The following is an 18,789-nucleotide window of genomic DNA, read 5'->3' as shown; positions in this document are numbered from 1 at the left end:
ACTTGTGGTGCTCAGTCGAGCAGGTCGTCGGCCTTGTTCTTGAACCGCTTGGTGGCGTACATCATTGCGGCGGCCACGAAGGGCAGGACGCCCAGGGCGTACACACCCATGGATCCCGTGGGCGAGTGCGTGGCCTCGTTGACGGCGGTCCGCAGGATCGGGGCCACAAAGCCGCCCAGGTTGCCCAGCGAGTTGATCAGGCCGATGCCGGCCGCTGCTGCGGATCCGGCGAGGAACGCGGTTGGGTAGGACCAGACCACCGGACCGACGGCGAGGAAGCTGCAGACTGCCAGGGTTATGAAGATCATGCCCAGGACCGGCTGGTGGTTGGTTCCCGCCCAGGCCGAGCCGAAGATGCACAGGCCGGTGGAGAGAAACAGGATGGTGCCGAACTTCCGCCGCTTGGCAACGGTGTTAGCCGCCCGGCCGATGAAGTAGCAGGAGAAGATGCCGAAGAACCACGGGACCGCGATCAGCAGGCCGACGGCGAGGCCCACTTTCTGCCCGGTCAGGGACGACACCTGCTGCGGCAGGAAGAACGTCACGCCGTAGACGGCGATCTGCAGGCAGAAGTAGATGGCGGTGAAGTACCAGACCCGGCCGTTGCGCATGGCGGCGAGGATGCCGCGGGGGCCGGTCTGGTCCTTGATGTTGTCTTCCAGTGCCATGACTTCCTTGAGCGCGTACTTCTCCTCCCGGCTGAGGAACTTGGCCTTTTCAGGACCGTTGATCAGGAAGAAGAAGGCGGCGATGCCGGCCAGGACTGCGAGCAGGCCCTCGACGAAGAACATGACCTGCCAGCCGCGCAGGCCCGGCACCTGGTCGCCGATGTTGATCAGCCAGCCGGAGAGGGGGTTGCCGATCATCTGGGAGAACGGCTGGGCCAGGTAGAAGATGGCGAACATCTGGACGCGCACCTTGTTGGGGAACCATTCGGCCAGGTACATGATCACGCCGGGGAACAGGCCGGCCTCGGTCACGCCGAGGAGGAAACGCAGGATCACGAACGAGGTCTCGCCCTGGACGAAGGCGAAGCACGCCGAAACGATGCCCCAGGTGATGGCGATGCGCGCCAGCCAGATCTTGGCGCCGACCTTCTTGAGCAGCAGGTTGCTGGGGATCTCGAAGATCGCATAGCCAATGAAGAAGATGCCGGCGCCCAGGGCGAAGGCTGCGGCGGACACTCCTTTGTCCGCCCCGAGGGCCGCCTCGGCAAAGCCGACGTTGGTGCGGTCCAGGAACGAAACGACGTACAGGATGACCAGCATCGGCATGAGCCGGCGGGCCGCCTTAAAGATCGCGGACTTCAGGACCGGACGGGCCAGAAGTTCCTTGGATGTTGCGGTGGTTTCGGACACAACACTCTCCTTCGAGTGGTGACGTGGTGGTTTCCGCGGGCCGGCGGCCCGCATGTTGGTGGTGGCTCCGGTCTTCGTGATGCGAAGGGAAACGGAGCCCGTCAGTGCATGTACAGTCCGCCGTCGACGTTCAGCGTCTGGCCGGAGATATACCCGGCGTCCTCGCCAATCAGGAAATGGATGGCGGCAGCGATGTCGCGCGTGTTGCCCACGCGGTTCACCACCAGGTCCTTGACCAGCTCGTCCTTGCGTTCCTCGCTCAGGGTGCCGCCCATGATGTCGGTGTCGATCGGCCCGGGCGAGATGGCGTTGACAGTGATGTCGTACTCCCCCAGTTCACGGGCGGTGGCGCGGGTCAGGCCGATGACGCCGGCCTTGGCCACGGAGTACGGGGTCTTGCTGAAGGTTCCGCCACCGCGCTGGGCGGAGACGGAGGAAATGTTCACAATCCGGCCCAGCTGGTTCTTGACCATCGATTCGGCGGCACGGCGGGTGGCGTAGTGGACGCCGTTCAAGTTGATGCTGAGTACCCGGTCCCATTCGGCGGCGTCCAGTTCCAGGTACGGCACCGGGGAGCTGACGCCCGCGATGTTGGCCAGGGCCACCAGCTGCGGAAGTTCGGCCTCGATCTCGTCGATGGCCGCCCGGACCGACGCTTCGTTGCTGACGTCTGCGCCTGCTCCGTGGGCCTTGATTCCGTACTTTTCGGCCAGCTCCTTGGCCACGGCCTTGGTGGCGGCGTCATCGATGTCGATCACGCCGATGTTCCAGCCGCGCTCTGCCAGGTAGTCTGCGGTGGCCCGGCCGATGCCGCGTTCGGAGACAGCGCCGGTAACGATCACCGTGCGGTCTGTGGGAAATGCTGTCATGGAGGTGTTCCTTCGGATCAGGAAAGCGGGGCAGGGCCCAGCTCTTCGATGAGCTTCTGCATGGCGACGTACGCCTTGTTCCGGTAGGCAACCAGGGCTGCGGTCCGGTCTGCGGGGACGTCAAGGAAGCCGGAACCGGTCTTGGTGCCCAGCTGGCCGGCGTCGACCTTTTCCTGCAGGATCTTGGGGGTGGCGAACCGCTCCGGGAACCCGGTCTGGAGGGACTTGTAGCAGAACGCATATACGTCCAGGCCCGCCATGTCGGCGATCGCAAACGGCCCGAAGAACGGCAGCCGGAAGCCGAAGGTGGTGCGCACCAGGGTGTCCACGTCCTCCGCGGTGGCGATGCCTTCCTCCACCACTTGGGCTGCCTCGTGGAACAGGGCGTACTGGAGCCGGTTGAGCACGAAGCCGGTCACGTCCTTGACGGTGGCTGTTTCCTTGCCGGTCTCCCCCACGATGCTGCGGGCCGCCTGGATGGTGGCCTCGGAGGTGCCCTCGTGCGGGATGACTTCCACGCCGGGAATGAATGGTGCCGGGTTGGAGAAGTGGACGCCCAGGAAGCGCTCCGGGTTGTCCACCACCTCGGCCAGCTTGGCGATGGAAATGGTGGAGGTGTTGGAACCAATGATGGCCTCGGGGCGGGCGGCGGCGCTGATCCTGCCCAGGGTGGCGTGCTTGATCTCCAGGATTTCCGGCACTGCCTCCTCGATGTACTCGGCGCCGGCCACGGCTTCTTCGATGTCCTTGGCTGCCCAGAGGTTTTCCTTGAGCAGGTCGGTGGCGTTGTCCGGGAACAGGCCGGCGGCGACGAACTCGTCGGACTCCTTCAGGAGCCGCTCGTAGTTGTTTTGCGCGATTTCAGCGGAGACGTCGGCGAGTGCCACGCGGGCTCCTGCGAGTGCCAGGACCTGGGCGATCCCGCCGCCCATATAGCCTGAGCCGACGACGGCGATGTTGCGGTTGCTCATTTGTCTTCAAGTCCTTCCGACGCGTCCTCGTAGGAGGAGATTGCGTCTACTTTGGCCGCGGATGCGGAGTTTTCATCGAAGCGGTGGTCAAGCCACTCGCCCACCAGTTTCTTGGCCAGTTCCAGGCCGATGACGCGCTGGCCCATGGTCAGCACCTGGGCGTTGTTGGACAGCACGGAACGCTCCACGGAGTAGCTGTCGTGTGCGGTGACGGCCCGGATGCCGGGAACCTTGTTGGCCGAGATGGCCACGCCGAGGCCGGTTCCGCAGATCAGCAGGGCACGGTCCGCCTCTCCGGCTGCGACCTTGCGGGCTGCGGCGACGGCAAGGTGCGGATAGGCAGTAGCGTCGTCGGCGCCCACGCCCACGTCCTCCACCGAGGCGACCCGGGGGTCTGCCTCCAGCATCTCGCGCAGCGCGTTCTTGTATTCGACGCCGGCTTCGTCATTGCCGACGACGATGCGCCAGCCTTGCTGGGTGTGTTCGGTCATGCGATTCTCCTTAGTGGCTTTCGATGGTGGCGGCGTACTCGGCCACCCTGCGGGCAATGAGGCCGAACGAAACGGCGCCGGGATCCGGGTGGCCCAGGCTCTTCTCGGCCAACGGGCGCGCCCGGCCTTTCCTGGGGCTGAGTCCGGCAGTCGCGTCAGCGGCCTCGGCGGCGGCCTCCGCTGCCGCACGAAGGCTGCCGGCCAGGCTGCCGCCGTCGTCAATTGCTTTGGTGAAGGTCTCGGCGAACGGAAGGAGCGCGTCCACCATGGTCTTGTCTCCCGCCTCGGCCTTGCCCAAGGTGACAATGGCGTCGCGGAGGGCATTGACGGCCGCCGCTGCGTCGGCCGCGGTGTAGGCGTCCTTGCTGCCCAGGGTCCTGCCGACGGCGGTGACCGCCGCGCCCCAAAGGGCCCCGGAGGTACCGCCGGCACGCTCGGCCCACTGCTCCCCCGCCGCCGCGAGCACTTCCTCCAGGCCGGCACCGCCGGCATGGGACTTCTCCGCGGCGGCAACGGCAGCATCCACTCCGCGGCGCATTCCGATGCCGTGGTCGCCGTCCCCGGCGATGGCATCCAGCTTCCCGAGTGCCTCCTCGTGTTCGACGACGACGGACCGGGCTTCCTTCAACACTCCCACCGCCGTGGCAGCCAGCGCGGTGGACGCCCGCGTGGCGGCCAGCCCCGGCGTCGTGGCCGCCTCGGCCAGGGACTCGACGGCCCGGGCCCGGCGCGGGGCCAGGTTGCCCTTGCGGAAGGCGGGGGTGTCAGCCGGCGCGGCCCAGAACTTCTCCAGTTCCGCATCCAGCCAGAACAGCGTCAATGACAGGCCGGACATGTCCAGGCTGGTCACCAGTTCACCGCACTCCGGCTCAACGATCTCGAGTCCGGCAGCGGTGAGCAGGGCCTCGATCTTGCCGAACAACAGGAAGAGTTCGTCGTACTTGACTGTTCCCAGTCCGTTGAGGATGGGCACTACCCGGTGGCCTGCGGTTTCCGGCTTGTCCTTCAAAAGCCCGTCCACCAGCAGCTTGGCCAGTTCACTGGCACTGGGCAGGGGCAGGTCTGAAATCCCCGGTTCGCCGTGAATGCCCAGTCCCACGGACATCATGCCTTCCGGCACGGTGAAGAGGGGCTCGGATGCTCCGGGGAGGGTGCAGCCGGCGAACGCCACGCCCAGCGAACGGGTGTGGTGGTTGGCCTTAATGGCAAGCCGCTCCACCTCATCCAGGTCCAGCCCGGCCTCTGCCGCCGCGCCGGCAACCTTGAAGACCGTCAGGTCGCCGGCGATGCCGCGGCGCTTGCCGATCTCCTCGAGGGGCGCGCTGGCGATGTCGTCAGTCACCAGGACGGTGCGGGTTTCGATGCCCTCAGCGTTCAGCTTCTCCTGGGCCTGGCCGAAGTGGAGCACATCGCCGGCGTAGTTGCCGTAGTTCAGGAGGACGCCGCCGCCGGTCTGGGATGCCTTGGCCACGCGGTACACCTGCCCGGCGGAGGGGGAAGCGAACATGTTGCCGCAGGCGCTTCCGGCGGCGAGCCCTGCCCCCACCAGGCCGGCGAAGGCGGGGTAATGGCCGGAACCGCCGCCAATGACCACTGCCACCTGGCCCTCTGGTGTTTCGGTGGAACGGACAACGCCGCCGTCGACTCGCGCCACATACTTGCGGTTGGCGGCCACGAAACCGTCGAGGGCGTCGTCTGCGAACTGCGCTGGATCGTCAAATATCTTTGTCATGATTCCTCGTTGAACCGGTTGGATCGGTTGGGAAGCCTGCCGTGGCTTAGCGTGCGGGGACAGCCGCCGGGGCCTGCCGGCCCTGCGCTACCATGCTGGTGCCCAGGGTGTAGCCATCGCGCTTGGGCAGGACCTGGCGGCGCAGGTAGTCCTGGTTGGCGGCGGTGACGCTCAGGCCGTCGCCGCCGTAGTGCTCGGTGCAGATGATGCCCTGGAAGCCCACCGAGATGGCGAACTGGAAGGCCTCGCGGTAGCTGATGAGGCCGGATTCCATGGGCGCCGGCATGGCGACGTAGTGGTTCCGGGCCTGGTCCTCGTCACGGATGTAGTTCTTGACGTGCCAGTAGTTGGAGTAGGGCAGCGTCTTGTGCACCAGTTCGCGCCAGTCTTCGATGGGGCGGTGCAGGCGGATCAGGTTGCCCAGGTCGGGGTTCAGTCCAACGTTGGGCAGGTCGACGTCCTGGACGAGCTGCACGGAGGAGTCAGCAGTGCCGAGGTACGTGTCCTCGTACATCTCCAGGGACACCAGGAGGCCGAGTTCAGCGGCGTGCTTGCCGACCTCCCGGATGCGGGTGACGGCGTTGTTCCAGGTTTCCTTGTCCGCTACCGGGTCCTTGTGGCCTTCAACGGTCCAGAACCAGAGCTGTTTCTGCTGCTCCGGGGTGATGGCCTGGTGCAGGCCGATGGAGACGACCTCGCAACCGAGCTGCGCAGCGGCGTCGATGGTCCGGTGGGTGTAGGCCAGGTTTTCCTCCCACTTGCCTTCCTCAATCACGCTGCGGCGGATGGCGGAGATGGAGGGAAGCCCGAGGCCGGCGGCACTGGCCGCGGCCTTCAGTTCGTCCAGACGGGCGCTTGAGAGATCGCCCGGGCGCACCCAGCTGTCGGTGAGGTCGGCGTTGCTGAAGCCGGCGTCTGCGACTTCTTCAAAGACCTGCTGCCAGTCGCTGGCGGGGGCCTCCTGGGCGGTGGTCCCGTCCGGCCTTGTTCCCGGGAACTGCAGCAGGGCAGCAGCGATGGGCCAGTTTTCAGCGGTGTACGGCATTGTCACTCCAAATTTAGAATCGCATTTCCTATAGGATCTACGCTATTCGAGGCCCTGTCAAGGGCCTCTCTGTTCCTCCCGGGCGGAGGTTGGTGAAAAAGTCGGGCCATATTGGGCCCATGGGCGTGCGTGCTAGCTGCGCACTTCGCTGTCGTGCTGCGAGCGCTGCTTGACGCCTTCGATGTGGTCGATCATTTTCTGCCGGGCAAGATCGGCGTCGCCGGTCTCGAAGGCTTTGAGGATCTCGGTGTGCTCGGCAATGGCGTAGTCGGCATCGGTCACGCCCAGGCCGCCAAAGAAGCGGAAGCGCTGCACCTGCCCGCCCAGGGCGTTATATGCGGACAGCAGGAACTGGTTGTCAGCGGACTCGGCGATGAGCCGGTGGAACCGTTCATCGGCTTCCCAGTAGGCGCGGAACTCCGTGAAGGATGGACCGCGCGGGGCTGCCTTGAGGTCCTCGATGGCCTGCTCCAGCTGCCCGGTCAGTTCCGGGTCAGCATGCTTGCAGGCCATGAAGGCATTGGCCGGTTCGATCACCAGGCGGGCGTCCATCAGGTCGGCCAGTTCTTCCGGGGAGAACAGCGGTGCCACGCGGTAGCCGCGCAGGGCCATCCTCCGCACCATCCCGGTCGCTTCCAGCCGGGCGAGCGCTTCGCGCACCGGCGTCGGGGAAACGTCCAGCTCCCTGGCCATCCCGTCGATGCTGACCGGGGTTCCCGCCTCCAGCCGGCCGTCCATCAGGGCAACAAGAAGCGCTTCGTAAACGTGGTCGGCGAGGACCTGCCTGCTCACGCCGCCGGAGGCCTGGTTCTTGGTTGCCATGTAGAAATCCTATAGCCGGAAAATGTGCGGGAGCGCGTGGGATGGGGTGTCCCCGGACACGTCCCGCTGGTGCCGTACGGCCGGCAGGCAGCACTGCACCAGCGGAAACCGGTGGTCAGGAAACCTGCAGGCCGCCGTTGATGTCGTAGGTGGCGGCAGTAATGTAGCCGGCGTCCTCGCTGAGCAGGAATGCGATCAGCGCCGCCACTTCCTCCCGGGTTCCCACCCGACCCATCATGATGCCCTCGGACATCTGGGCCTTGCGCTCGTCCGTCAACGTTCCGCCCATGATGTCAGTGTCGATCGGACCGGGGGCGATGGCGTTCACGGTGATGTTGTGTTCACCCACTTCACGGGCCAGCGCACGGGTGAAACCGAGGATGCCGGCTTTCGAGGCGCTGTAGGCCACCTTGGAGTAGGTGCCGCCGCCACGCTGGGCCGAGATGGAGGAGATACTGACGATCCTCCCGAGTTCGCGCTCGATCATGCCCCTGAGGACCCGCTGGGAAACAAGGAAGGTGCCGCGCATGTTGATGGCGAAGACCTTGTCCCATTCCGCCACCGTGGTCTCCATGAAGGGGGTGGGTGAGCTGATTCCGGCCAGGTTGACCAGTCCGACGATGGGCGGAAGCGCCTCCTCAATTTCCGTGATGGCGCGGTCAACCGATGCCTCGTCGGAGACGTCGGCGCCCACGCCGATGGCCTTGACGGCACGGCTGGAGCCGATTTCGGCAGCCGCGGCCTTCGCGTCTTCGGCATTGATGTCCAGGATGGCGATGGACCAGCCCTCGCTGGCCAGCCGGTCAGCGGTTGCCCGGCCAATGCCGCGGGCAGATGCTGCCCCGGTGAGGACAGCGGTGCGCTCTGCGGGGAAGGTGTGCTGTGTAGTCATTGATGCGTCCTAGTGGGTTTCGGCGGCAGGAACTGTGACCCCGGGGGCGGAGACACCCTCCGGCCGCTTGCGTGCGTAAAGGTAGGTGGCGGCGGCGGTCACGGCGAGGCAGGCGGCCAGGAAGACCAGCCCGCTCTGGCTGTTTCCGGTGGCGTCCTTGAGGATGCCCACGATGTAGGGCGCCACGAAGCCGCCCAGGTTGCCAAGGGAGTTGACCATGGCGAGGCCGGCGGCGGCTGCAGCACCGGTGAGGGCTGCGGAGGGCATGGCAAGGAACGGCGCGATGGCGGAGTAGATGCCCATGGCCGCGAGGGTCAGGAACACCATGGCGAGCACGGCATTGACCGGCAGCAGGTAGCCAGCGCCCAGGAGGCCGACGGCGGCGAGCACCATGCTCATGCTGGCATGCCATACCCGGTTGCCGGTGCGGTCTGAGCGCTTGCTCCAGAAGTAGACGAAGACGGCAGCGATGGCGTACGGGATAAAGACGATGAAGCCCACCTGGGTCGAGTCGAACTTGCCCAGCGCCTTGACGATGGTGGGCAGCCAGAGGCCCAGGCCGTAGATGCCGCATACCAGGCCGAAGTACAGGGCCGAGTATGCGATGGTGCGGGGGTCCTTCAATCCGGCAAGGAAGTTGTGGTTGCCGGACTTCTGCTTGTGGGCCAGTTCGGCGCTCATGGTGTTGGAGAGCCACTCACGCTCTTCCGGCTTGAGCCACTTGGCGTGTTCGGGCCGGTCCGTCATGACGAAGGGGGTGATGATGCCCAACAGGATGGCGGGAATGCCTTCCAGGATGTAGAGCCACTGCCAGCCGTGCAGGCCTGCCACGCCCTCCAGGTTCAGGAGCATGCCGGACACCGGGGCGCCGAGGGCGTTGGAGATGGGCTGGGCCAGGATGAAGATGCCCAGCACCGTCACGCGCTGCGCCGCGGGGAACCACAGGGTCAGGTAGAAGAGGATGGCCGGGAAGAAGCCTGCCTCGGCGGCTCCGAGGAGGAAGCGGATGATGTAGAACGTCGCTTCACCGTTCACCAGGAACATGGCGGTGGCAAAGATGCCCCAGCTGATGAGGATGCGGGCGATCCACTTGCGGGCGCCATAGCGGTACATGCCGCCGTTCGACGGGATCTCGAGCAGTGCGTAGCCGAGGAAGAAGATGCCGGCGCCCAGGCCGTAGGCGGCCTCGGTCAGTCCGATGTCCCCCTGCATGCCGAGCTTGGCGAAACCAACGTTGTTCCGGTCCAGGTAGGCAATGAAGTACAGGAGGACGATCAGGGGCATGAGCCTCCGACGAACCTTGCGGAGGGTGGTCTCGCCCAACTCGCTGAGAGCGGGGGCAGCAGCACGGGAGGTCATCGCAGGCCTCCCAGGGTGGTGTGGGGACCCTCGAAAAGGGAATGCGCGCGCATGACGACTCCTTTGGCTGGCGGCATTTTTTGGGGGCGATATCAGATGTCTGATGTCTGTATGAGATTCTAATCACAGGGGACGGGAGCGTCAACACGGCTGCGGACGCGGCCTGGTGGGGATGCCGCTGACAGGGAATACCCCGATGGGACGGGCCCGGACAGGCGGCTAGCGGGCCGCGGCTCCGCTACGGCTGGACACGGCAAGGTAGTGCTCGTAATCCTCGAAAGTCTGGGTGATATGTGCATCCATGGTGGAGCGGGCGGTGGCCGGGTCTCCGGCGGCGATGGCGGCCAGGACCATCTTGTGGTGGTGGATGGCGTGCCGCTGCACGTCGGGGAACGCCGAGGTTTCGCGCCGCATGGCGTAGAGCAGGGTGGACAGCTGGCCCAGCAGGGCCGGCACGAACGGGTTGCCGGACGCGCGCAGAACGGTGTCGTGGAAGGCGATGTCTGCCACGGTCAGCGCGTCCACGTCGCCGGCATGGTGGGCCGCTTCCATCTGCTCCACGCTGTCCTGCAGCGCGGCGAGGTCAGCCGGCCGGTGCCGGGAGGCAGCGAGTTCGGCCGCGCCGGTCTCCACCATGCGGCGGACCTCGAGCAAACGGAGTGCCACCTGGTCCGAGGCCACTCCCCTGGAGGCTGCGCGCATGATGGCGTCCAGTCCGGTCCAGCGCTCGGGCGGGTTGACGAAGGTGCCCAGGCCGCGCCGGACGTACACCACGTCCTGCGCTTTCAATACCTTCATGGCCTCGCGGGCCGTCAGCCTGCTGACACCGGACTCCTTGGCGATATCCGCTTCAGGCGGCAGGGCGTCGTCGGCCTTGATCTCTCCGCTGAGGATGTGCTCAAGGACCTTGTCGACGACGGCGTCGACCAGGGTCGGTCGCTTCTCTGCCATCCGTCATCCCCTGCCTGCGCGCGCAAGGCGCCCTGATTTTCCTTCCTCAACATTACTCGACGCACTCGGGCGCGCGCTGCCCGCCGTCGTCGTGCGTCAAACAGTCAGGTGGGTTAAACAGCAAACGCGGGGCCGCCCTGCCGGCCCCCAAAGGGGAACCGGGCCGGGTGGCCCCGCGTTGTGCAGGACTGCTAGAGGGCTGCGTAGACCTCACGGAGCAGCTTGGCTGTCTCGGACGGCGTCTTGCCGACCTTGACACCGGCGGCCTCGAGGGCTTCCTTCTTGGCCTGGGCGGTACCGGCGGAACCGGAGACGATGGCACCTGCGTGGCCCATGGTCTTGCCTTCGGGCGCGGTGAAGCCGGCCACATAGCCGACGACCGGCTTGGTGACGTTGGCCTTGATGAAGTCGGCTGCACGCTCTTCGGCGTCGCCGCCGATTTCGCCGATCATCACGATGGCCTTGGTCTCGGGGTCAGCCTCGAACGCGGCCAGGGCGTCGATGTGCGTGGTGCCGATGATGGGGTCGCCGCCGATGCCGATGGCGGTGGAGAAGCCCAGGTCGCGCAGTTCGTACATCATCTGGTAGGTCAGGGTACCCGACTTGGAAACCAGGCCGATGGGGCCCTTGCCGGTGATGTTGGCCGGGGTGATGCCAACCAGCGCTTCGCCGGGGGTGATGATGCCGGGGCAGTTCGGGCCGATGATGCGGGTGACCTGGTTGCCGTCGGCATCCACCTTGGACTGGGCCAGGGCCCAGAATTCGGCGGAGTCCTGGACGGGGACGCCTTCGGTGATGACCACGACCAGGCCGATGCCGGCCTCGATGGCTTCCACAACGGCGTTCTTGGTGAATGCCGGCGGCACGAAGACGATGGAGACGTCGGCGCCGGTTTCCGCCATGGCTTCCTTGACGGTGCCGTAGACGTTGATTTCCTTGTCGCCGTGCAGGACCGTGGTGCCGGCCTTGCGGGCGTTGACGCCGCCGACGATGTTGGTGCCCGCCTTAAGCATCAGCGCGGTGTGCTTGGTGCCTTCGCCGCCGGTGATGCCCTGGACGATGACCTTGGAGTCCTTGTTCAGATAGATAGACATGGTGCGTCCCTTTACTTAGCTGCGTTGGCGAGCTCGGCGGCCTTGTCGGCGCCCTCGTCCATGGTGGCGGCCAGGGTTACCAGCGGGTGGTTGGCCTCGGTGAGGATGCGGCGGCCTTCCTCGACGTTGTTGCCGTCAAGGCGGACTACCAGCGGCTTGTTGGCGGAGTGGCCCAGCTCGGCCAGCGCGCCAACGATGCCCTTGGCGACGGCGTCGCACGCGGTGATGCCACCGAAGACGTTGACGAACACGGACTTGACCTGCTCGTCACCCAGGATGACGTCCAGGCCTGCGGCCATGACCTCTGCGGAGGCTCCGCCGCCGATGTCCAGGAAGTTGGCGGGCTTGACGTTGCCGTGGTTCTCGCCGGCGTAGGCCACGACGTCGAGGGTGGACATGACCAGGCCGGCGCCGTTGCCGATGATGCCTACTTCGCCGTCGAGCTTGACGTAGTTGAGGTCCTGCGCCTTTGCCTTGGCCTCAAGCGGGTCCGCTGCGTCCTTGTCCTCGAGCTGCGCGTGCTTCGGGTGGCGGAAGTCGGCGTTCTCGTCGAGGGAAACCTTGCCATCGAGGGCCAGGATGTCACCGTTGCCGGTCTTGACCAGCGGGTTGACCTCCACCAGGGTGGCGTCTTCCTTCTTGAAGACGTCCCAGAGCTTCAGGATGACGCCGGCCACCTGGCCGCGGAGTTCCTCGGCGAAGCCTGCAGCTGCGACGATCTCGTCCGCCTTGGCCTGGTCGATGCCCACGGCGGGGTCGATGGCAATCTTGGCCAGCGCTTCGGGGCGTTCGACGGCGAGCTGTTCGATTTCCATGCCGCCCTCAACCGAGCACATGGCCAGGTAGTTGCGGTTGGCCCGGTCCAGCAGGACGGAGAAGTAGTATTCCTCGGCGATGTCCGCACCCTGGGCAATCATCACCTTGTTAACGGTGTGGCCCTTGATGTCCATGCCCAGGATGTTGGTGGCGTGCTCAAACGCTTCGTCGGCGGACTTTGCCACCTTGACGCCGCCGGCCTTGCCGCGGCCGCCTACCTTGACCTGTGCCTTGACAACGGTTACGCCGCCGATCTTCTCGGCGGCTGCCTTTGCTTCTTCTGGGGTGTACGCCACGATGCCGGCAAGCACGGGTACACCGTGCGCCTCGAACATATCGCGCGCCTGGTATTCAAACAGGTCCACGGTTTAGTGTCCTTCTACGTCGAAGTAGTTTCTGTACAGTCGGACACCATCCGAAAAGACGATGACCGGGCTGCGGATTGCACGCACCGGCGGCCTGTCTGGAAACGAGCCACGCGGCGTAATGCTCCATGGGGAACTCTAGTCCTTTGGAGGGACCGGGCCGTCCCAGACTACCTCTTATGTGAGTAAGCACACTATTCTATGGAGCGTAGAAAAACCGCGGATTTACGGGGTTTTTGGGCCCTCTGCCTGCGGGGATGCACTGCTTTTGGCGGGGCCCGGGACCAGTTCGTAACGTTCGGGGGAGATGAAGAATCCGACGCCGGCGGAGACGTTTCCGCACGCCACGCCGCCGTTGTAGGCGGAACAGCGCAGCCCGTTCCGTTCGAGGTTCTGACCGTCCGCAAGCACAGGCAGCTGGGCCAGCGGGCCGGCCTTGGTCCCCTTGGGTCCGTAGGCCGCTTCCATCGACGTGACGCCGGAGCGGCATTCGCCGTAGCGTGCACTGTCCGGGGCCAGCAGAGCCACGCCGCCCAGGTAGCCCAGGTGGGTTCCGGCGCAGTCATCCCTAACGTCCCCGGGTTGTGGAGGCTGATAGGTGGCCAGCTCGCAGTGGGCCACCGGGACAATGGGCAGCTTGTTGTTGGCAGCGTCGCCGTAGCGGTTCTGCTGGTACGGCAGGTTCACGTGGTCCCCGCGCGCGGACGTCAATGAACAGGCGATGGTGCGGTCCGCGGTGATGAAGGAGAGGACGTCGCCACCGCTGGAGTATGTCTTGGCGTCGGCCAAGGGCGCCTTTTCCAGTTGTTCCATGGGCGGCAGCGGGGCCGGTGGAACGTAGGAGGGGTCCTTGGTGGTCACGCTGCATCCCGTGGCGGTGACAGCAATGAGGAGGAGAAGGGCGGCGAGCATCCCCCAGACATTCCGTCGCATGGGCTCCATTATGCCCGGCCGGGGGCGGCTTAGGCGTCGAGCTTGGTCAGCGGCGCGTACCGCAGCAACAGGCGCTTCTCGCCGACGTCGAACTTCACCTTGGCCACGGTCTTGTCCCCCACTCCTTCAAGCGCCAGGACCGTGCCGTTGCCGAAGCTGGTGTGGTTGACCTTGTCTCCCACGCTGACGGCGATGATTTCCTTTTGCGGCTGCACCCGGTTCTTGGCGATGAACGCCGGAACGTCGGCGTTGAATCCCGCCGAGGAGTCCGCTGCCGCGCCACGGGCAGTGCCGGCGCCCCAGAAGGACCCGCTGTAGCGGCCGGACCCGATGGAACCGCCGCCCCAGCCGCCGGCCTGCCTGCTGGTTCCTTCACGCTTCCATTCCAGGAGCTCCGCCGGGATTTCCTCGAGGAACTGGCTGGCGGGGTTGTACTGGCTCTGGCCCCACATGCTGCGCACCTCGGACCGGGTCACGTAGAGCCGCTTGCGGGCACGGGTCAGTCCCACGTACGCCAGGCGTCGTTCCTCGGCCAGTTCCTTGGGGTCGGTGGCGGAGCGCTGGTGCGGGAAGAGGCCGTGCTCCATGCCGGTCAGGAAGACCACGGGGAATTCCAGGCCCTTGGCCGTGTGCAGGGTCATGAGGGTCACCACGCCCAGCCGTTTGGCCTCGGCGACGGCGGCGTCGATGTCCGCACCGGGAGCATCCGGGATCTGGTCGGCGTCCGCTACCAGGGAGACCTGTTCCAGGAACGCGCCAAGGCTTCCTTCCGGGTTCTCCTGCTCGTACTCGCGAACTACGGCCACGAGTTCAGCCAGGTTCTCCACGCGGGACTCGTCCTGCGGATCGGTGCTGGATCGCAGCGCGGCAAGGTAGCCCGTCTGTTCCAGCACGGCTTCCAGGGCGGCGGCCGCTCCGGATCCGGAGGCAACCTCGGCCAGGTCGTCCAGCATCTTCACGAAGCCCAGGACGGCGTTGACGGACCGGGTGGCCATGCCGGGCGCCTGGTCGGCGCGGCGGGCCGCCTCCATGAACGACGTCCGCTCACGCTGGGCCAGGGCCGCGACGGCGCCTTCGGCGCGGTCGCCGATGCCGCGTTTGGGCTCATTCAATACACGGCGGAGGTTGACGTCGTCATCCGGGTTGACCAGGACGCGCAGGTACGCCAGGGCGTCCTTGATTTCCTTCCGCTCGTAAAAGCGGGTGCCGCCCACCACCTTGTACGGCAGGCCCACGCGCACCAGGACGTCTTCGATGGAGCGGGACTGGGCGTTGGTCCGGTAGAAGATGGCAACATCGCCGGGGCGCAGGTTTTCCTCGTCCTGGAGCCGGTCGATCTCCTTGGCAATGAACTGCGCTTCGTCGTGTTCATTTTCGCCGACGTAGCCGATGATCTTGTGGCCTTCGCCCTCGGCGGTCCACAACCGTTTTTCCGGACGGTTGGGGTTGCGGGAGATGACCGAGTTCGCCGCGCTCAGGATGTTTTGGGTGGAGCGGTAGTTCTGCTCCAGCTTGATGGTGCGGGCCTCCGGGTAGTCCTTTTCGAACTCCACGATGTTCCGGATGTCCGCCCCCCGGAAGGCGTAGATGGACTGGTCCGAGTCACCCACCACGGTGAGTTCCGACGCGCCCGGGCCCTCCCCCACGATTTCCCGCACCAGGGCGTACTGGGCGTGGTTGGTGTCCTGGTATTCGTCCACCAGCACGTGGCGGAACCGGCGGCGGTAGGACTCGGCGAGCGCGGGGAAGGCACGGAACATGTAGACGGTCTCGGCGATCAGGTCGTCGAAGTCCATGGCGTTGGCCTGCCGGAGGCGCTGGGTGTAGCCCTTGTAAACGTCCGCGACCGCATGTTCGAAGGGGTCGTTGTAATTGGCTGCCGAGGCAAAGGAATCGGCGTCGATGAGCTCGTTCTTCAACGCCGAGATCTTGTGCTGGATGGCCTTGGGCGCAAACTTTTTGGGGTCCAGGTCCAGGGCCTTGGAGACCTGGGTGACCAGCCGCAGGGAGTCGGCGGAGTCGTAGATGGAGAAATTGGATTTCAGGCCGACGTTGGCCGCTTCCTGCCGCAGGATCCGCACGCAGGAGGAATGGAACGTGGAGATCCACATGATCTTGGCGCGTCCGCCCACCAGCGCCTCAATGCGCTCCCGCATTTCCGCGGCGGCCTTGTTGGTGAAGGTGATGGCCAGGATTTCGCCGTGGTGGGCACGGCCGGTGGCGATCAGGTACGCGATCCTGTTGCTGAGCACCCGGGTCTTTCCGGATCCGGCACCGGCGACGATCAGCAGCGCCGGCCCGGCATGCTTGACCGCTTCCTCCTGCTGGGGGTTCAGCCCCTCCAGCAGCTGGGCAGCGTCCGGGCGGTGGCTGCCTTGGTGCCGGCCGCCGTCGTGCCTGTCCGTGCTGTTCCGGTCCGGGTCGTGCCGGTCCCCGTTGTTCTGCTGCCAGCCGGCCTGGCTGCCCGGCATTCCGCCGGGCCAGGCCGTGGTGGCAACGCCTTCCGGCACCGTCCTGGTTCGGGCGGTGGCGGCAGGAGCGGCCTTGAACGGTCCGTCAGAGTACGGGTCAAACAACATATCCATGGTGCATACAAGTCTAGGCGGTGGGACCGACAACGCCTTCCAGCCTGTGGATTACTGCCGCTGACCCGTGAACCAGTGCCGGCAACCGCCTCAGGCCGCCGAGCCTGACTGAAGGGCTGCACGCAACTCCTGAACCGCCGTCGTTCCTCCTGCGAGGAACCACTCCAGCCCGTTGACGCGGACTGTGTCCACGGCGCCCCCCGCCGCCCGGACGATCGCCTTGCCCGGCAGCCAGTCCCATTCCGGGCAGCTGTGCTGGAACCAGCACCCCAGCTGCCCGTCTGCGACACGGCCCAGGTCGCAGGACCCGGATCCCAGCATGCGGAGGGACGCGGCGGAGGTGGCGGCCGCGTGCCAGGGCATGGCGCACATGGGATCCATCAGCCAGGTGGGGTGGATGTAGGTGGCGGCCCCAAGCTCGGCGACGCTGGTGGCGTTGCGTTTGCCGCCGTCGTCGCTGAAACCGGTGAGGAGGCCACCGTTCAGGGTGGCGGGCCGGTCACGGCCGCCGAGCCACAGTTTGTCCTCCTCCGGCTGGAAGACGGCGCCCAGCAGCACATCATCGCGGTCCTTCAGGGCAATGGCGGAACACCAGTAGGTGGATCCGTGCAGGAAGTTGTAGGTGCCGTCCACGGGGTCGATCACCCAGGTACGGCCGCTGGTTCCCTGGACGGAGGCGCCTTCCTCACCCAGGATGCCGTCATCCGGCCGGCAACGCTGGAGCTGCTCCAGCACGTAGGCCTCGGCGGCGTGGTCCGCCGCCGTCACCACGTCCGAGACGGAGGTCTTCTGTTCCGACTGCAGGCCGGCCATGCGCATGAGGAGCGCCAGTTGCCCGGCTTCGCGGACCAGCGCGGCCGCCAGTTCGTAGTCGTCCAGTGCGGGATCAAGAACAGCTGCGCTGTGTCGGCCAGTGGTCATGGCTTCAGTTTATGGGGCGGGATAATGGTGCCATGGCCAAAACCCCTGCCCAGAGGATCAAGAAGCACGGCGACAAAGCGGTTGTGCCGCAGCACCACCTTCCACCTGTGGTGAACCCCACCACGGCGCGGACGCCGCAGAAGGCTCAGGGCAACAGCAACCTGATTGTGGTTGCCGGCGTGGTGGCAAGCCTGTTCCTGTTCTGGTACCTGCACCTTCTGACCCTGGACCAGCTCACCCAGCTCACCAAGGGCCTTGCCATGCCCGATTCGCTGGTGGGCGGGTTCGATCCCGGCTACATCGGCCGCCTGCAGGCAGCGATGGACGGCGATGCCCTGGGCCAGCTGAACTACGTCCACAAGACCGCGGGGACCCTCTTCCCGCTGATCTTCGGCTTCACGTGGCTGCTGCTCATTGGGACCAATGTGGCACGGAAGGGGCTGCGCTGGGCGTTGTGGGCCTTGCCCATGCTGTTCGTTGTGGTCCGGTTGTGGGGGAACGTAGTTATTGACGCCATGATGGCCTCGGAAGGTCCCGACACCGGCCAGGTTGCCCTGGCGTCCGGCCTCACGGCGGCGGGGTGGGTGCTTTTGGTCCTGAGCCTCCTGGCCGGGGCCGCAGCTGTATTCCTGAACAGCCGGAAACGGAACGAGACCTAGCCGGCAGTTACCCGGGCCGCCGCAGCGGCCGCCCGCTGTTCCTTCCGGTGCCGGTGCACCCGCTGTGCAATGACCAGCCCGGCGGCGGCCATGCCCACTGTCACGGGGTACCCCATGAGCCGCTCCAGCGTCCCGGGCTCGGGAACCATCATGCGGGTAAGCCCGCCGGTTGCCACCGCGGCCAGTGACACGCCGCCGCAGGCCACCAGGAACCACGCCATCCCGGTCTTCCGGAGCCACAGGAGTCCCAGGACCAGGAGAGCCGCACCACCCGTCACGAAGTACGTGACAGCGCCGGAATAATGCCAGGGTGAGCCGGCGTCCTCCGGGACCAGTCCCACAACCACCGTCCCTGCCCCGGCGGCTCCGGTGAGCAGCCGGACCGCGGCGGCCGCGAGCCAGGGCCCCCTGCGGCCCCAGCCGACCCGGGTCCCGGGGCGGGCGGCCACGCGCAGCAGCCCGGACGTCAGCATCACCGCCCCCACCAGCAGGCCAAGGCCCTGGACCACGAACGAGGCATTCATCAGCCAGTTCAGGGGTGAGCAGACGTCCCGGCCTGAGAACGTCCCGCAGTGGAGGGCACCGAGGTCACTGATATACCCGGTCCGCAGGTCGTAGGGACGGGGTCCGGCCCACGCCATGGCCACGGCTGCCTCCGCGGCGAAATACTGCAGCACGCTCAGGATTGCCCAGGCCCCGATGTACTGCCGGGTGGACGCAACGTTCGGAATGAAGGCGGCGGCGGGAGCGGCAGTGGGGGCTGGACTCATGCCATGAGCGTAGTACGGCCCGGCACCTTGTATGCTTGTAACCGTGTCCGGACGGACCGGCCCCGCCGAACCACCGGATGCCCGCCCTCGTAGCTCAGTGGATAGAGCACGGCTCTCCTAAAGCCGGTGTCGTTGGTTCGATTCCAATCGAGGGCA

The 18,789-nt window shown here is 66.1% G+C and carries 17 protein-coding genes and 1 tRNA gene; 2 read left to right on the top strand and 16 right to left on the bottom strand.

The annotated features are described in order from the left end of the window. Positions 1-11 precede the first annotated feature (11 nt). From LDO86_RS04150 to LDO86_RS04080, 15 genes are all read right to left on the bottom strand, one after another. Positions 12-1,358 carry an MFS transporter gene (locus LDO86_RS04150; protein WP_018769582.1) on the bottom strand — a complete coding sequence of 449 codons (1,347 nt, stop codon included), beginning with the start codon at positions 1,356-1,358 and terminating at the stop codon, positions 12-14. 101 nt (positions 1,359-1,459) lie between these two features. Beyond that, positions 1,460-2,227 carry an SDR family NAD(P)-dependent oxidoreductase gene (locus LDO86_RS04145; protein WP_018769581.1) on the bottom strand — a complete coding sequence of 256 codons (768 nt, stop codon included), beginning with the start codon at positions 2,225-2,227 and terminating at the stop codon, positions 1,460-1,462. 17 nt (positions 2,228-2,244) lie between these two features. After that, positions 2,245-3,198 (bottom strand): 3-hydroxyacyl-CoA dehydrogenase family protein, encoded by a 954-nt coding sequence (locus tag LDO86_RS04140; protein WP_018769580.1) that lies wholly within the window; start codon positions 3,196-3,198, stop codon positions 2,245-2,247. Next, positions 3,195-3,689: a ribose-5-phosphate isomerase gene (locus LDO86_RS04135; protein ID WP_018769579.1), complete on the bottom strand. Its 495-nt coding sequence runs from the start codon at positions 3,687-3,689 to the stop codon at positions 3,195-3,197. The genes LDO86_RS04140 and LDO86_RS04135 overlap by 4 nt, the downstream gene beginning before the upstream one ends. 10 nt (positions 3,690-3,699) lie before the next feature. Then, complete coding sequence (gene dhaL, locus LDO86_RS04130) at positions 3,700-5,421, bottom strand: dihydroxyacetone kinase subunit DhaL (RefSeq protein WP_018769578.1); 1,722 nt, start codon at positions 5,419-5,421, stop codon at positions 3,700-3,702. Positions 5,422-5,467: 46 nt separating this feature from the next. Continuing rightward, complete coding sequence (locus LDO86_RS04125; protein WP_018769577.1) at positions 5,468-6,466, bottom strand: sugar phosphate isomerase/epimerase family protein; 999 nt, start codon at positions 6,464-6,466, stop codon at positions 5,468-5,470. Between the two features lie 132 nt (positions 6,467-6,598). Beyond that, entirely contained in the window at positions 6,599-7,288 is a 690-nt protein-coding gene (locus tag LDO86_RS04120; protein WP_018769576.1) for a GntR family transcriptional regulator, read from the bottom strand. A 115-nt stretch (positions 7,289-7,403) separates the two neighbouring features. Beyond that, the gene (locus LDO86_RS04115) at positions 7,404-8,180 is read right to left on the bottom strand and encodes an SDR family NAD(P)-dependent oxidoreductase (RefSeq protein WP_018769575.1); all 777 of its coding nucleotides are present in this window, start codon (positions 8,178-8,180) and stop codon (positions 7,404-7,406) included. Positions 8,181-8,189: 9 nt separating this feature from the next. Next, on the bottom strand, positions 8,190-9,539 hold the full coding sequence (locus tag LDO86_RS04110) for an MFS transporter (RefSeq protein ID WP_026265817.1): 1,350 nt from the start codon (positions 9,537-9,539) through the stop codon (positions 8,190-8,192). A gap of 219 nt (positions 9,540-9,758) precedes the next feature. Next, a complete protein-coding gene (locus LDO86_RS04105) occupies positions 9,759-10,490 on the bottom strand; it encodes a FadR/GntR family transcriptional regulator (protein ID WP_018769573.1) in 732 nt (243 codons plus the stop codon). A 191-nt stretch (positions 10,491-10,681) separates the two neighbouring features. Continuing rightward, on the bottom strand, positions 10,682-11,584 hold the full coding sequence (sucD, locus tag LDO86_RS04100; RefSeq protein WP_018769572.1) for a succinate--CoA ligase subunit alpha: 903 nt from the start codon (positions 11,582-11,584) through the stop codon (positions 10,682-10,684). An 11-nt stretch (positions 11,585-11,595) separates the two neighbouring features. Then, a complete protein-coding gene (sucC, locus tag LDO86_RS04095; RefSeq protein WP_018769571.1) occupies positions 11,596-12,765 on the bottom strand; it encodes an ADP-forming succinate--CoA ligase subunit beta in 1,170 nt (389 codons plus the stop codon). Positions 12,766-12,990: 225 nt separating this feature from the next. Further along, entirely contained in the window at positions 12,991-13,707 is a 717-nt protein-coding gene (locus LDO86_RS04090; RefSeq protein WP_026265816.1) for a hypothetical protein, read from the bottom strand. A 20-nt stretch (positions 13,708-13,727) separates the two neighbouring features. Continuing rightward, positions 13,728-16,283 carry a DNA helicase PcrA gene (pcrA, locus tag LDO86_RS04085; protein ID WP_043424983.1) on the bottom strand — a complete coding sequence of 852 codons (2,556 nt, stop codon included), beginning with the start codon at positions 16,281-16,283 and terminating at the stop codon, positions 13,728-13,730. Between the two features lie 90 nt (positions 16,284-16,373). After that, a complete protein-coding gene (locus LDO86_RS04080; RefSeq protein WP_018769568.1) occupies positions 16,374-17,204 on the bottom strand; it encodes an inositol monophosphatase family protein in 831 nt (276 codons plus the stop codon). A 32-nt stretch (positions 17,205-17,236) separates the two neighbouring features. Here LDO86_RS04080 and LDO86_RS04075 point away from each other — a divergent pair, with 32 nt between their 5' ends. After that, the gene (locus LDO86_RS04075) at positions 17,237-17,863 is read left to right on the top strand and encodes a hypothetical protein (protein WP_018769567.1); all 627 of its coding nucleotides are present in this window, start codon (positions 17,237-17,239) and stop codon (positions 17,861-17,863) included. Here the strand turns inward: LDO86_RS04075 and LDO86_RS04070 are convergent. After that, positions 17,860-18,633, bottom strand: a complete 774-nt coding sequence (locus LDO86_RS04070) for a DUF998 domain-containing protein (protein WP_018769566.1) — start codon at positions 18,631-18,633, stop codon at positions 17,860-17,862. The two genes, LDO86_RS04075 and LDO86_RS04070, sit on opposite strands and share 4 nt — an antisense overlap. An 83-nt stretch (positions 18,634-18,716) precedes the next feature. Here LDO86_RS04070 and LDO86_RS04065 point away from each other — a divergent pair. Beyond that, positions 18,717-18,789 (top strand) — tRNA-Arg (locus LDO86_RS04065).

It is taken from the genome of Arthrobacter sp. StoSoilB19 (assembly GCF_019977275.1).
Taxonomy (GTDB): domain Bacteria; phylum Actinomycetota; class Actinomycetes; order Actinomycetales; family Micrococcaceae; genus Arthrobacter.
This window is presented reverse-complemented; position numbering and strand designations above follow the sequence as displayed.